Source organism: Variovorax sp. FG153 (assembly GCF_057809595.1).
In genome coordinates this window covers 103,807-117,410 of the sequence record NZ_JBMDKG010000016.1, presented here as the reverse complement: position 1 = coordinate 117,410, position 13,604 = coordinate 103,807, and the positions used below count along the sequence as shown (strand labels likewise).

The window sequence follows — 13,604 nt, the reverse complement described above, 5'->3', positions numbered from 1 at the left end:
CGGCGGCGCTGTCTCTCGCGCGATGCCGCGGCCCGGCGAAGACCAAGGACGACAGCCATGACCCCGCACGATTCGAAGCACTGGCCGCGCACCCTGCCGCGCGACATCGACGTCCCGCCCACCAACCTGTGCGCGAACCTGCTGGTGTCGGCCATGCGTTCCCCGCAGCGCGCGGTGGTGGTCGACGATTTCGGCAGCCTGTCTTACGCGGCGCTGGTCGAGCAGGTGGAGCGCATCGCGGCCTTCCTGCAGCATGACCTGGCCGTGCGCCTGGGCGACCGGGTGCTGCTGTACCTGCCCAACGGCCGCGGCTGGATCGCGGCCTATTTCGCGATCCTGCGCATCAACGCGGTCGTGGTGCCCGTCAACCCGATGAACAAGCGCGACGAGCTGCCGCACTACCTCGAGGACAGCGAGGCGGTGGTGGCCTTCTGCGGTGCCGACAACGTGGCGGAGCTGCTGGCCGTGCCGGGCGCGCACCGGCTGCGCCGCGTGGTGATCGTCGGCAGCCCGGCGCCGGTGGAGGAGCCGCTGGAAGCCGCCGAAGCCTGCGACGCGGCAACCGGCGCGTCGCGCACCATCGGCCTGCGCCGCGTGCTGGCGGCCACCGGCGCCCCCGTGGCCCCGCTCGAGCACCTGCCCGACGCGCTCGCTCTGATCCTCTACAGCTCGGGCTCCACCGGCGTGCCCAAGGGCTGCATGCACACGCACCGCACGCTCAATGCCAGCACGGTCGCGGTCGCGCACTGGATGGGCATGGTCCCGCATTCGGTGCAGCTGGTGGCGCTGCCGTACTTCCACATCACCGGCATGCAGAACCTGCTGAACGCGCCGATCTACGGCGGCGGCACGCTGGTGCTGATGAAGCGCTGGGACCGCGACCAGGCCGCGGCGCTGATCGCGCGCCACCGGGTCAGCCACTGGACCGCGATGCCGACCATGGTGATCGACTTCCTCGCGAGCCCGCGGCTGGCCGAGTACGACCTGAGCTCGGTGCGCCGCATCGGCGGCGGCGGCGCGGGCATGCCCGAGGCCGTGTGCGAGCGCCTGAAGCAACTGACCGGGCTCGATTTCCTCGAGGGCTACGGGCTCTCGGAAACCGCGCATGTCTCGGGCAACCCCGCGCATGCGTTCAAGCGCCAGTGCCTGGGCATGCCGCTGTTCGGCACCGACCTGCGCATCGTCGATCCCGAGACCCTGCGCGAACTGCCGCCCGGCGAAGTCGGAGAGATCGTGATGTCGGGGCCGCAGGTGTTCGCGGGCTACTGGCGCAACGAGCAGGCCACGCGCGCGGCGCTGCTGGAGATCGACGGGCGGCGCTTCGTGCGCAGCGGCGACCTCGGGCGGCGCGACGAGGACGGCTACTTCTTCATCGTCGACCGGCTCAAGCGCATGGTCAATGCCTCGGGCTACAAGGTCTGGCCGGCCGAGGTCGAGGCGATGCTGCACGAGCACCCGGCCATCGCCGAGGCCTGCGTGATCGCCGCGCACGATGCCTACCGCGGCGAGACCGTGAAGGCGGTGGTGGTGCTTCGCGAGGCGCATGCGGGCCACGTGCGCGAGGCCGACGTCATCGAATGGGCGAAACAGAAGATGGCCGCCTACAAGTACCCGCGGCTGGTCGAGTTCGTGCGCGAGCTGCCCAAGTCGCCGACCGGAAAGATCGCCTGGCGCCAGTTGCAGGACGCCGAGCGCGCGAAGGCCTCGATGGCGTCCGCCTGAGCGAAGCGCACCGCCTCGTACACCCAGTTCAATCCCCATCCATCATCCAACGGAGACCTATGCAGAACCTCGTCAATCTCGAAGGCCGAACCATCGTCGTGACCGGCGCCGGGCAGGGCATCGGCAAGGCGATCGCGACGCTCGCCGTGGAGCTCGGCGGCAACGTCGTCGCGCTCGACCTCAACCCCGACACGCTGGGCACGGCGATGTCCGCGCTGCCCGCGAACCGCGTGCAGCAGGTGGTCGGCAGCGTGACCGACGCGGAGCTTGCCGCGCGCGCGGTCGCCGAGGCCGCGGAGCGCTTCGGCGGCGTGCACGGCCTGGTGAACAACGCCGGCATCACGCGCCCGGCCATGATCGAGAAGATGACGCCGCAGCAGTGGCAGGAAGTGATCGACGTGCACCTCACCGGCACCTTCTACTGGCTGCAGGCCGTGGGCCGCCACATGGTGGCGCGCGCGAAGGCGGGCGACAGCAGCGGCGGCGCCATCGTCAACATCTCCTCCGACGCGGGCCGCAAGGGCTCGATCGGCCAGGTGAACTACGCGGCCGCCAAGGCCGGCATGCTGGGCGTCACGATGACGGCGGCGCGCGAATGGGGCCGCTACAACATCCGCACCAACTCGATCTGCTTCGGCGTGGTCGAGACCCCGATGACCGAGGTGGTGCGCGGCGAGAAATTCCGCGACGGCATGCTCGCGCAGATCCCGCTGGGCCGCTGGTCCACGCCCGAGGAGGTGGTGAAGACGGTGTGCTTCCTGATGTCGGACGCGGCCTCCTACATCACCGGCCAGCACCTGGGGGTCAACGGCGGCTTCCACATCAGCCTCTGAGCACGGGGCGAACCATGTACATGCCGCCCCACAGCAAGCTGCGGCTCGATCCGCGGGACGAGTACAACCACGTGCCCGAGGCCGTGTCCAACTACAACGAGAGCGCCTACTTCAACGCTTTCGACAGCGCGCGCGGCATCGGTGCCTGGATGCGCCTGGGCAACCGGCCGCACGAGGGGCATGCGGAGCTCAGCTGCTGCGTCTACCTGCCCGACGGGCGCGTGGGCTTCATGCACCAGCGCCCGAAGATCGAGCACAACGAGGCCCTGGACGCGGGCGGCATGCGCTTCGAGGTGGTCGAACCCTTCAGGTACCTGCGCGTGCGCTACGAGGGCGAACTGCTGCTGATGGACGACCCGCATGCGATGGCCGACCCGAGCAGCGCCTTCAAGCGCTATCCGAAACGGCCCGCCTCGATCGCGCTCGACTTCCGCGGCGTCTCTCCGATGCACGGCGGCGAGATCGTCGCGCTCGACGGCAGCCCGATCGTGCTGGACCCCGAGCATGCGGTGTACCGCGGCCACATCGAGCAGAACATGGCGGTGACCGGCCACATCGCGGTGGACGGCCTGCGCTTCGACATCGCCGGGCACGGCTACCGCGACAAGTCCTGGGGCCCGCGCCACTGGCACAGCTTCTATTGGTACAAGTGGCTGCCCGTGACCTTCGGCGACGACTTCGGCGTGCTGCTGTCGATCAAGGGCCGCAAGGGGCAGCCGAACCACGTGAGCGGCAACGTGCTGCGCGACGGCCGCTACGAACCGGTGGTCGACGGGCGCATCGAGACCGACTACGACGCGCAGCACTATCCGCGCGCCTTCACCGCGCAGGTCCGCACGGCCGAACGCAGCTACACGCTGACCGGCAAGGTCGGCGCGCTGGTGCCGCTGCGGCATCGCCGCGTGGCCGGCGGCGCCGGCGACTACACGCGCATCACCGAGGGCATCACCGAGTACCGCTGCGAGGGGCGTAGCGCGTTGGGAATGTCGGAGTACTGCGACCTGATGGTGGACGGTGTGCCGATCTCGGTGCGCGAGGCGCAGGCGCGATGAAGACCCTCGACTACCGGCTCGACGATGGCGTGGCGACGCTCACGCTCAATCGCCCCGAGGCGAAGAACGCACTCGATCCGACGATGGCCGATGAACTCGGCGAATGCCTCGCCGCGATCCGCGCCGACGAGTCGGTGCGGGTGCTGGTGCTTGCCGGCGCCGGCGGCGCGTTCTGCGCGGGCGGCGACGTCAAGGCCATGGGGCAGGGCGGGCCGCGCACGCCCGAGCAGCGGCGCGCCGGCATGGCGCGCTACACGCGCATCTGCACGGAGCTCATGGCGCTGGACCGCCCCGTGATCGCCGCGGTCGACGGCGTGGCCTACGGCGCAGGCTTCAGCCTCGCGCTGATGTGCGACATCGTGCTGCTCTCGGAACGCGCGCGCCTGTGCATGGTGTTCCAGCGTATCGGTCTTGTGCCCGACATGGGGGCCTTCTACACGCTGCCGCGCGTGGTGGGCCTGCAGCGCGCGAAGGAGCTGATCTTCTCGGCGCGCGAGATCGATGCCGCCGAGGCGCTGCGCCTGGGCCTGGCGATGGAGGTCCTGCCCGCCGAGGCACTGGCCGCGCGCGCGCAGGCGATCGCGCGCAGTTTCGCGGGCGCTTCGGCGGTGGCGATGAGCATCGCCAAGCGCGCCTTGCAGGCCTCGCTCGGCAGCGACCTCCAGACGCTGCTCGAGATCGAGTCGTCCGGCCAGGCGCTGGCCTCGAACAGCGACTACGCGAAGGAGGCGGTGCGGCGCTTCGCGGCGCGCGAGCCCGCGCAGTTCCGCTGGCCGCCTGCCGTGTGAAGCGCGGCGGCCTCGACAGATTCACCGACACGACAAGGCAAGCGACGATGCTCGACTATCAGAAGGCCCGCGACTGGCAATCCGGCGAGGTGCGCCACGACTACGCACCGAGGGACACGATGCTCTATGCGCTCGGCCTCGGCCTGGGCGCCGATCCGCTCGATGAGCGGCAACTGCGCTTCGTCTACGAGAAGGAGCTCGCGGCGCTGCCGACCATGGCCGCGGTGCTCGCTTCGCCGGGCTTCTGGATGCGCGAGCGGCGCGAGATCGGCATCGACTTCATGAAGCTGGTACACGGCGAACAGGCGCTGCGCCTGCATGCGCCGCTGCCGCCGTCGGGCACGGTGCTCGGGCGCACGCGCGTGACGCGCGTGGTCGACAAGGGTGAGGGCAAGGGCGCGGTGCTGCATGTGGAGAAAGAACTGGCCGATGCCGAGGGCCGGGCGCTCGCCACCGTCGAGAGCGTGTATTTCCTGCGCGGCGACGGTGGCTTCTCCCGGGCCGACGGGCGCAGCGACGAAGCCGCCGCGCCGGCGCCGGCCACGCCCGAGGGCGCGCCGGAGCATGTACTGGACCTGCCCACGCGGCCCGACCAGGCGTTGCTCTACCGGCTCTCGGGCGACCTCAACCCGCTGCATGCCGAGCCGGCCTTCGCGGCCAGGGTGGGCTTCGCGAAACCGATCCTGCACGGCCTCGCGACCTGGGGCATCGCGGGCCGGGGCCTGCTCGAGGCGCATGCCGGCCTCGATCCGGCGCGGCTGGTGGCGATGCGCGCGCGCCTGTCGGCGCCGGTCTATCCGGGCGAGACGATCCGCCTCGAGAGCTGGCGCAACGGCAACGAGGTGGCGTTCCGAGCGCGCGTGCTCGAGCGCGATGTGCTGGTGCTGACGCACGGCCGCGCCGAGCTGCGATGAAGGCCTGGCGCGTCGAGGCGATCGGCGATCCGGCCGGCCTGCGCCTCGCCGACGTGTCCACGCCGACACCGGCCGCCGACGAGTACCTCGTGAAGGTCGAGGCGGCGGGCCTGAACTTCCTCGACACCCTGCTGGTCGAGGGCCGCTACCAGGTGCGGCCCGCGCTGCCGTTCACGCCCGGCATGGAGGTGGTGGGCACGGTGGTCGGCGGGCCCGAGGCGGGGCTGCGCGTGGCGGCCGCCACGCCATCGGGGCGCTTCGGCGGCTTCGCGGAATACGCGCTGGTGCCGCGCGCCGAGGCGGTGGTGCTCGAGGCCGACGTGCCGCCCGGCGTGGCGCTCGCGTTGCGCGGCAACTATCCCACCGCGCTGTATGCGCTGCGCCATGCGGGCCGCCTGGCCACCGGCGAGACCCTGCTGGTGCACGCGGGCGCGGGCGGCGTGGGCAGCGCGGCCGTGCAGTTGGGCAAGGCCATGGGCGCGCGCGTGATCGCCACGGCGGGCAGCGACTCCAAGCGCGAGCTCTGCCGCGCGCTGGGCGCGGATGCGGTGGTCGACTACGGCGATGCCGGCTGGGTCGACGCGGTGCGTGCGCTCGCCCCGCGCGGCGTGGACCTCGTCTTTGATCCGGTGGGCGGCGAGGTTGGTGCGCAGAGCGCGCGCTGCCTCGGCTTCGGCGCGCGCCTGCTGGTGGTCGGCTTCGCGGGCGGCACGCTCACGCAGCTGCCGGCCAATCGCCTGCTGCTCGCCAATGCCTCGGCCATCGGCGTGCTGTGGGGTGAGGTGCGCAAGCGCGAGCCGGCCCTGGCGAGCCGGCCCTGGCGAGCCGGCTGGCGCAGGAGATCCGCGACTGGTGGCGCGAAGGGCGGCTGCGTCCGCTCGAGGCCACGGCTTTCGACTTCGCGCGACTGCCCGAGGCGCTGGCTGCCCTGGCGCGGCGCCGCACCTGCGGCAAGGCGATCCTCACGATGTCCCCGATGTCGCCGACGGAACGTGCAGGATCGAATTCGCTTGCGTAGAATCAATGGTTCTACCAAAGGAGACATGATGGACTTCAACCTGCCCGCCGACGCCGAGGAAATGCGCGTCGCAACGCGAGACGCCGTCGACGCGCTGCTCAAGCTCGAACCGCGCTACCACGAGACCGGGGAAGTGCCCGAGCAGGTCGAGAGCACCCTGCGCGAGATGGGCTTCTACGGCATGGCGATCCCCGAGGCCTACGGCGGCATGCCGGTGGACCACCTCACGAGCGTTGCTGTGCAATTGGAGCTCGCGCGGCTGCCGCCGCAGTTCTGGCCCTTCGTGCGCTCGGCCATCGGGCCCGGCGTGCACATCATCGTGGACCACGGCAACGAGGCCCTCAAGAAGAAGTGGCTGCCCGAGATCGCCTCGGGCCGCTCGCGCAACTGCATCGCGATCACCGAGCCGCACGCGGGCTCCGACGCGGCGCGGATGCTGACCTCCGCCAAACGCGAGGGCGACCACTACGTGCTCAACGGCACGAAGACCTTCATCTCGAACGCCAACCATGCGCACTCGATCACCGTGCTGGCCTCGACCGACCGCGCGGCCGGCAAGCACGGCATCTCGGCCTTCCTGCTCGACACCACCACGCCGGGCTTCGAGGTGGCACGCACCATGCCGACCATGGGCTGGATGGACGACAGCCTCTGCGAGATCACCTTCACCGACTGCCGCGTCCCGGTGGAGAACCTGCTGGGCGAGGAGGGCCGCGGCCTCTCGTACGCGATGTCGGGGCTCAACGAGGGCCGCCTCAACGTGGGCTGCCAGGCACTGGGCCCGGCGCAGATCGCGCTCGACGAGACCATCGAGCATGCACGCACGCGCGTCACCTTCGGGCAGGCGCTGGCCGAGCACCAGGCGATCCAGCACATGATCGCCGACATGGCGATGGACCTGCATGCCGCGCGCATGGTGCTGTTCGAGGCCGTGTGGCGCGCCACGCGCGGCGAGGATGCACGCATGAAGGCCTCGATGGTGAAGGTGATCTGCACCGAGGCGGCCTGCCGCATCGCCGACAAGGCGCTGCAGATCTTCGGCGGATCGGGCTATTGCCGCGGCACCATCGTCGAGCGCGTGTACCGCGACCTGCGCGTGCTGCGCATCTACGAGGGCGCCTCGGAGATCCACCGCAACATGATCGCGCGGCAGTTGCTGGCCTGAGGCGAGGGCGGGGCGGGCGCGACGCCCGCGCCCGGCTTCACCGCATCAATTCGCGCGCGATCACCACGCGCTGGATCTGGTTGGTGCCTTCGAAGATCTGGTTGAGCTTGGCGTCGCGCATCATCTTCTCGACCGGATAGTCCTTCACGTAGCCGTAGCCGCCGAAGACCTGCACCGCGTCGGTCGTGACCTTCATCGCGACGTCGCTCGCGAAGCACTTGGCCATGCTCGCGAACTTGGGCAGCGCGGCCCAGTCGCCGGTGTCGGCCAGGCGCGCGGTCTCGTAGACCAGGCAGCGCGCGGCCTCGATCTGCATCGCCATGTCGGCCAGCATGAACTGGATCCCTTGGAACTCGATGATGGCGCGCTTGAACTGGCGCCGCTGCTTGGCGTAGGCCAGCGCCGCATCGAGCGCGCCCTGCGCCAGCCCGACCGAGGCCGCGGCGATGGCGGGGCGGTTGAGGTCGAGCGCGCGCATCGCCGAGCGGAAGCCCTTGCCCTCCTCGCCGAGGCGGTTCTCGGCCGGCACGCGCACGTTGTCGAGGTAGATCGGCACGTTGATCGTGCCCTTCATGCCCATCTTTCGCTCGTTGCGACCGAAGCTCAGGCCCTGGCTGTTCTTCGCGTCGACGATGAAGGGGCTGATGTCGTCGGCGCCGCCGCCTTCGCCGGTCTTGGCGAAGACCAGGATGTAGTCGGCACGGCTGCCGAAGGTGCACCACTGCTTTTGGCCGTTGAGCAGGTAGCTGTCGCCGTCGGCCACCGCGCGCGTGCGCATGCCGCCCACGTCGCTGCCGCAGTCGGGTTCCGACAGCGCGATCGCCGTCACCGTGCGGCCCTCGGCCAGGAGCGGCAGGAAGCGTTGCTTCTGTTCCTCGGTGCCGAAGTGCATCAGCGGCAGCGCGAACATGGTGTTCATGCCGGCCATCAGCGCGCACGACTCCGACACGCGCGAGATCTCCTCGCGCGCGATGCAGACCATCGTGAGGTTGGCGCCGGGGCCGCCGTAGGCCTCGGGCACCCACAGCTGCAGCAGTCCCATGTCGCCGTAGATCGGGATCAGCTCCTCGGGAAAGCGGTCGTTCTCGTCGATCTCGGCGGCGATGGGCGCGACATGGCGCTCGACCATGCGGCGCACGCTGTCGCGGAAGGCGATCTGTTCTTCGGTGAAGTTCATGGGGGGAGGTCCTTGGTGATCCAGCGGGGGTTGTTGATGGCCAGCGCTTCGGCCAGCGCGGCGCGCAGGTGCGTCGCGACGCCGGGCGCGTCGGGGTCGAGCCGGCCGTCGCGCAGCGCATCGGCCAGCGCGAGAGACGGGGAAGGGGAAGTCGGCGCGTCCCGCAGCAGCACGAGCAGGCGCTCGCGGGCCGCGGCATCGTGCGCGGCGCCGAGCCGCAGCTCGCGTTCGACGATGCGCAGCACGTTGATCGCGATGCGGGTCTGAAAGCGGTGATAGCCCTCGAGCGAGGGCATCAGCTCGTCCTCGAGATAGCGCGCGGTTGCCGCGAGCAGGGTGGGGGTGGGCGGTACGCTGTCGGACATGGCCGCGGCTCCTTTCTTCAACGATCGACGAGCTGGAAGAAGTCCCACAGCGGCTCTTCCATGCGCCGGCCCACGGCGCACAGCTCCAGGCTCGCGGGCGTGCCGTCGTCGCGGGTGGCGAGGCCGCGGCGCACGCAGCCGATGGCCCACTTGAGGTTGGAGAAGGCCTCCCAGAAGCGCACGCGCGCGGGATCGACCGGCGCGCCGCCCGCGCGCTCGTAGGCTGCGTAGAGCGACTCGCGCGCACCGAAGCCGCCGACCTCGGGCGCGGCGCCGAAGCGCCAGGTCCGCATGCACAGCACGCCGAGGTCCTGCATCGGATCGCCGCGGCGTGCGATCTCCCAGTCGAGCACGCAGCGGATGCCCTCGGGCCCGACGATCAGGTTGCCGGTGCGGAAGTCCGCATGCACCAGCGCGTCGGCATCGTCCGCGGGCAGGTGGCGGCGCACCCATTGCAGCGCGAATTCGAGCGCGGGATGACGAAAGCCCGTGGCGTCGAGCAGGCCCGCGTATACCGCGAGTTCCTGCGCGGGCGAGAGCCGCTGCAGGAAATCCAGTCCCGTGGTGGGCATGCGATGGATGGTCGCGAGAATCCGTCCGGCCTGCTCCGCCATCGCCGCGCGCGCACCGGCATGCGCGGGGTCGGCGACCAGCTTGCGGCCCAGCGTCTCGCCTGCCACATGCTCGGTGACGTAGCCGCGGCCGAGGCCGTCGTGCAGGTCGAGGATGGCGCGTACCCTGGGCGCCGGCACGCCGTGGGTGCGCGCGGCGATCATCAGCCGCGCATCGTCGGCGGCATCGAGCTTCGGTGCCGACGATTCCTTTCTTTCGGGTGTGGCGGCTGGTGCCTGCTGCAGGATCAGCGCGACAGGGCCGTCGGCGGTCGCGAGCTCGAAGGACCAGGTGGTCTTGGTCGCGCCGCCCGTGAGGCGGCGCAGCGCCTCGACGCGGCCGTGCAGTCCCGCATGGCGGCTCAGCGCGGCGGCGAGCCGTTGCGCCATCGCTTCCGTGGCGGGCGCCATTTCAGATCCTGCGGCCCGCGCCTTGCCAGAACGGATCGCGCAGGCGGCGCTTGAAGATCTTGCCGCTGTCCTCGCGCGGCAGCGACGCGTGGAAGTCGATGCGGCGCGGGACCTTGTACCGGGCCAGCCGCTCGGCGAGGAAGGCGCGGATCGCTTCCGCATCGGGCGCGGCGCCGGGCATGCACTCGATGGCCGCGGCCAGCGACTCGCCCATCTCGTCGTCCGGAATGCCGAACACCGCGCAGTCGCGCACCGCGGGGCATTGCAGCAGCACGGCCTCGATCTCGGCCGGATAGATGTTCACGCCGGCCGAGATCACCATGTCGGCGCGGCGGTCGCACAGGTACAGGTGGTCGTCCTTGACGTAGCCCACGTCGCCGCAGCTGATCAGCCCGTCGCGCTCGACCTCGCGGCGCTTCTCGGGATGGTTGTGGTACGTGAAGTCGGCATAGGCCGGCACGCGCACGAAGATCTCGCCGACCTCTCCCGGCGCGACCGGGCGTCCGTCCTCGCCGTAGAGCGCCATGCGCGCGCCGGGCGTCAGCCGGCCCACGCTGCCGGGAAATTCCAGCCAGTCCTGCGGCGTGCTCAGCGTGGCGGTGCCGACCTCGGTGCCGCCATAGGTCTCGTACACCACCGGTCCCCACCAGTCCATGAGCGCGCGCTTGGTCTCGGGCGCGCAGGGCGCGCCGGTATGGGTGACCCAGCGCAGCGAGCCCAGGTCGTAGCGGCGGCGCACCGCCTCGGGCAGCTTGAGCATGCGCACGAACATCGTGGGCACCGCCACCATGTGGCTGATGCGGTGGCGCTCGATCGCGGCGAGCACGGCCTCGGGATCGAACTTGGTCTGCATCGCCAGCACCTCGCAGGCGGGCAGCGCCTGGCGCGCAAAGGCATTGGGCGAGGAGTGGTACAGCGGCCCCGCGATCAGCGCGCGCACGCCGGGCTGCAGGCCGTACACGCTGCGCAGCAGTTCGACATAGGCGCGCGCCTGCTCGGGCGTGGCGGCCTCGCGCCGCACGCCCTTGGCGCGGCCGGTGGTGCCCGAGGTGTAGATCATGGTGGCGCGGCTGCGCATCGGCGGGCCGTCCCAGGGCGCGAAGGCCGCGAGCCAGGTGTTCCATTCGAGCGCACCGCCCGGCACCGCGGCGGCCTCGTCGGTCAGCGCGAAGGCGCGCACCGCCTCGGGCGGCGTCGGCACCGTGACGACGGCGGTGTCCACGGGGAAGCGCTCGCGCACCGGCGCGAGCAGGTCGGCATGGCCCACGATCACGCGCGGACGCACGTCCTCGACGATGTAGAGCACCTCCTCGGGCTTGCCGTGCCAGTTGATCGGCACGGCGTAGGCGCCGAGCGCGGCCGCGGCCTGCTGCGCCTCGAGGAAGGCGAAGTCGTTGCGCAGCAGCAGTGCCACCGCGTCGCCCTCGCGCACGCCGAGCGCATCGAGACCGCGCGCGGCCTGCAGGGCGCGCCGGGTCAGCAGGTCGCGCTCCATCGCGCGCCCGTCGAGGATCACCTGGCTCATGTCGTCGTGTCTCCGATGGGGGCGAACGGCGGCTCCGTCCACCAGGGGTAGGGCGCGGGCATGCCGGTGCTGACGGCATCGGAAAAGCGCGCGGGCCGCTTCTCGCGGAACGAGGCCACGCCCTCGGCCGCGTCGGCCGAAGCGCCGCGCGCGCGCAGCGCGGCGCTTTCGAGGCGATGGGCCTCCATCGGATGCGCCGCGCCGAGCATGCGCCACAGCAGTTGCCGCGTGAGCGCCACCGACACCGGTGCCGCATGCGTGGCGATCTCCGCGGCCAGCGACTGCGCGCGCGCCAGCAGCTCGCCGGGTTCGCACAGCTCGCTCACGAGGCCGCCCGCGCGGGCCTCCTCGGCATCGAAGACCTGGCCGCCCATGCTCCATTCCAGCGCCTTCGAGATGCCGGCCACGCGCGGCAGGAACCAGCTCGCGCAGGCATCGGGCACGATGCCGCGGCGCGCGAAGACGAAGCCGAAGCGCGCGTCGCGCGAGGCGATGCGGATGTCCATCGGCAGCAGCATCGACGCGCCGATGCCGACGGCCGCGCCGTTCACGGCGGCGATCAGCGGCTTGGTGTTCGCGAACAGGCGCAGCGCGAGCACGCCGCCGCCATCGCGGCCCGGCTCCTCGCCCGATTCGGCGTCACGCGCGGCCGCGGCCGGATCGAAGGCCCGCGCGCCTTCCGACAGGTCGAAGCCGGCGCAGAAGGCACGGCCCGCGCCGGTGATCACGATGGCGCGCACCGCGTCTTGCGCATCCGCGAGGTCGAGCGCGCGGCACAGCTCGCGGCGCATGGCGCGGGTCATCGCGTTCATGCGCTCGGGGCGGTGCAGCGTCAGCGTGAGCACCGGGCCCGACAGGTCCCAGCGCAGGGTCTCGAAGGCGGGTTCGCTCATGCCATCGCCGCCAGCCGCGCCGACTGCGCGTCGACATCGCCGAAGAGCTGGTCGAGCAGCGCGAGGCGGCGCAGGCAGTGGCCCACCGCGTATTCCTCGGTCATGCCGATGCCGCCATGCAGCTGGATCGCCGCGTGGCACAGGCCGCGGCCGTGGCGGCCGATCATGAGCTTGGCGCGCGCGAGGTCGGCGCGCGCGCCGGGTGCGTCGAGGTCGTCGGCGGCGACAGCCGCCACCAGCGCCATGCTGCGGCACATCTCGAGGCTCACGAGCATTTCCGCGGCGCGGTGGCGCAACGCCTGGTTCTCGCCGATCAGGCGGCCGAACTGGCGGCGCGTCTTCAGGTAGTCGACGGCCAGCCGGTAGGCCGACTCCATGAGGCCGACGGCATCGGCGCAGACCGCGGCGGTGCCGGCGGCCAGCGTTCCCTCGAGCGCGCGCAGCGCGGTGGCGGCATCGTGCGGATCGTGCAGCGGCAGCGCGGTGGCGGATTCGAAGCGCAGCTCGCCGGCCGGCGTGTCGTCGACCAGGCGATGGGCGCGGCACCGCACGCCCGGGTCCTGGGCATCGACCAGGAACAGGGCGAGGCCCTGTGCATCGTCGGGCACGCCTGCGACGCGTGCGCTGACCACGACATGGTGAGCGGCCGTGGCATGCAGCACGTTGCATTTCACGCCGTCGAGCCGCCAGCGCTCGCCATCGCGGCGCGCGACGGTCTCGATCCACAGCGGCGCCTGGTGCCCGGCCGCTTCGTCGTGGGCCCAGGCCAGGCGGACTTCACCGCTGGCCACGCCGGGCAGCAACCGCGCCTGCATGTCGTCGTCGCCCGCGAGCCGCAGCGCGGTGGCGCCGAGCACGACCGAGGCGAGGAAGGGCTCGAGCGACAGCGCGCGGCCGAGCTCCTGCATCACCGGCAGCAGGTCGACCGCGCCGCCGCCGAAACCGCCGTGGGCCTGCGGCAAGGGCAGGGCGGTCAGTCCCAGATCGGCCAGTTGCCGCCACACCGCTTCGCTCCAGCCCGCGGGCGTGGCGGCGATCGCGCGGCGCTGCTCGAAGCCGTAGACATCGCCGAGCAGGCGCGAGAGGCTGGCCTGCAGCGCCTGCTGCTCTTCATTCAGTTCGAAGTTCAT

12 protein-coding genes are annotated in these 13,604 nt (G+C 71.4%); 6 read left to right on the top strand and 6 right to left on the bottom strand.

The window, feature by feature from the left end; translation table 11 throughout:
• Positions 1–57: 57 nt before the first annotated feature.
• From ACODT0_RS19015 to ACODT0_RS18990, 6 genes are read left to right on the top strand one after another with little or no spacing between them, the layout of a single operon-like run.
• Positions 58–1,722: a long-chain-fatty-acid--CoA ligase gene (locus ACODT0_RS19015; RefSeq protein ID WP_413765452.1), complete on the top strand. Its 1,665-nt coding sequence runs from the start codon at positions 58–60 to the stop codon at positions 1,720–1,722.
• Positions 1,723–1,781: 59 nt separating this feature from the next.
• Positions 1,782–2,555, top strand: coding sequence for an SDR family NAD(P)-dependent oxidoreductase (locus tag ACODT0_RS19010; protein ID WP_489041999.1), 774 nt, complete (start codon positions 1,782–1,784; stop codon positions 2,553–2,555).
• 14 nt (positions 2,556–2,569) lie between these two features.
• A complete protein-coding gene (locus ACODT0_RS19005) occupies positions 2,570–3,607 on the top strand; it encodes a DUF7064 domain-containing protein (RefSeq protein ID WP_489041998.1) in 1,038 nt (345 codons plus the stop codon).
• The gene (locus tag ACODT0_RS19000; protein WP_489041997.1) at positions 3,604–4,395 is read left to right on the top strand and encodes an enoyl-CoA hydratase/isomerase family protein; all 792 of its coding nucleotides are present in this window, start codon (positions 3,604–3,606) and stop codon (positions 4,393–4,395) included. The genes ACODT0_RS19005 and ACODT0_RS19000 overlap by 4 nt, the downstream gene beginning before the upstream one ends.
• A gap of 47 nt (positions 4,396–4,442) precedes the next feature.
• Complete coding sequence (locus ACODT0_RS18995; RefSeq protein WP_489041996.1) at positions 4,443–5,309, top strand: MaoC/PaaZ C-terminal domain-containing protein; 867 nt, start codon at positions 4,443–4,445, stop codon at positions 5,307–5,309.
• Positions 5,306–7,492, top strand: a complete 2,187-nt coding sequence (locus ACODT0_RS18990; protein WP_489041995.1) for an acyl-CoA dehydrogenase family protein — start codon at positions 5,306–5,308, stop codon at positions 7,490–7,492. The genes ACODT0_RS18995 and ACODT0_RS18990 overlap by 4 nt, the downstream gene beginning before the upstream one ends.
• 37 nt (positions 7,493–7,529) lie before the next feature.
• On the opposite strand, the gene ACODT0_RS18985 is transcribed toward ACODT0_RS18990, so the two are convergent.
• Genes ACODT0_RS18985 through ACODT0_RS18960 form a run of 6 tightly spaced genes read right to left on the bottom strand, consistent with a single transcriptional unit; the run spans position 7,530 to position 13,604 of the window.
• Entirely contained in the window at positions 7,530–8,669 is a 1,140-nt protein-coding gene (locus ACODT0_RS18985) for an acyl-CoA dehydrogenase family protein (protein WP_489041994.1), read from the bottom strand.
• On the bottom strand, positions 8,666–9,034 hold the full coding sequence (locus ACODT0_RS18980; RefSeq protein WP_489041993.1) for a DUF6285 domain-containing protein: 369 nt from the start codon (positions 9,032–9,034) through the stop codon (positions 8,666–8,668). The genes ACODT0_RS18985 and ACODT0_RS18980 overlap by 4 nt, the downstream gene beginning before the upstream one ends.
• 17 nt (positions 9,035–9,051) lie before the next feature.
• A complete protein-coding gene (locus tag ACODT0_RS18975; RefSeq protein WP_489041992.1) occupies positions 9,052–10,056 on the bottom strand; it encodes a phosphotransferase family protein in 1,005 nt (334 codons plus the stop codon).
• Position 10,057: 1 nt separating this feature from the next.
• Complete coding sequence (locus tag ACODT0_RS18970) at positions 10,058–11,581, bottom strand: acyl-CoA synthetase (protein WP_057594632.1); 1,524 nt, start codon at positions 11,579–11,581, stop codon at positions 10,058–10,060.
• The gene (locus tag ACODT0_RS18965; protein ID WP_489041991.1) at positions 11,578–12,474 is read right to left on the bottom strand and encodes an enoyl-CoA hydratase-related protein; all 897 of its coding nucleotides are present in this window, start codon (positions 12,472–12,474) and stop codon (positions 11,578–11,580) included. Before ACODT0_RS18965 ends, ACODT0_RS18970 begins: the two co-directional genes overlap by 4 nt.
• A complete protein-coding gene (locus ACODT0_RS18960; protein ID WP_057594634.1) occupies positions 12,471–13,604 on the bottom strand; it encodes an acyl-CoA dehydrogenase family protein in 1,134 nt (377 codons plus the stop codon). The genes ACODT0_RS18965 and ACODT0_RS18960 overlap by 4 nt, the downstream gene beginning before the upstream one ends.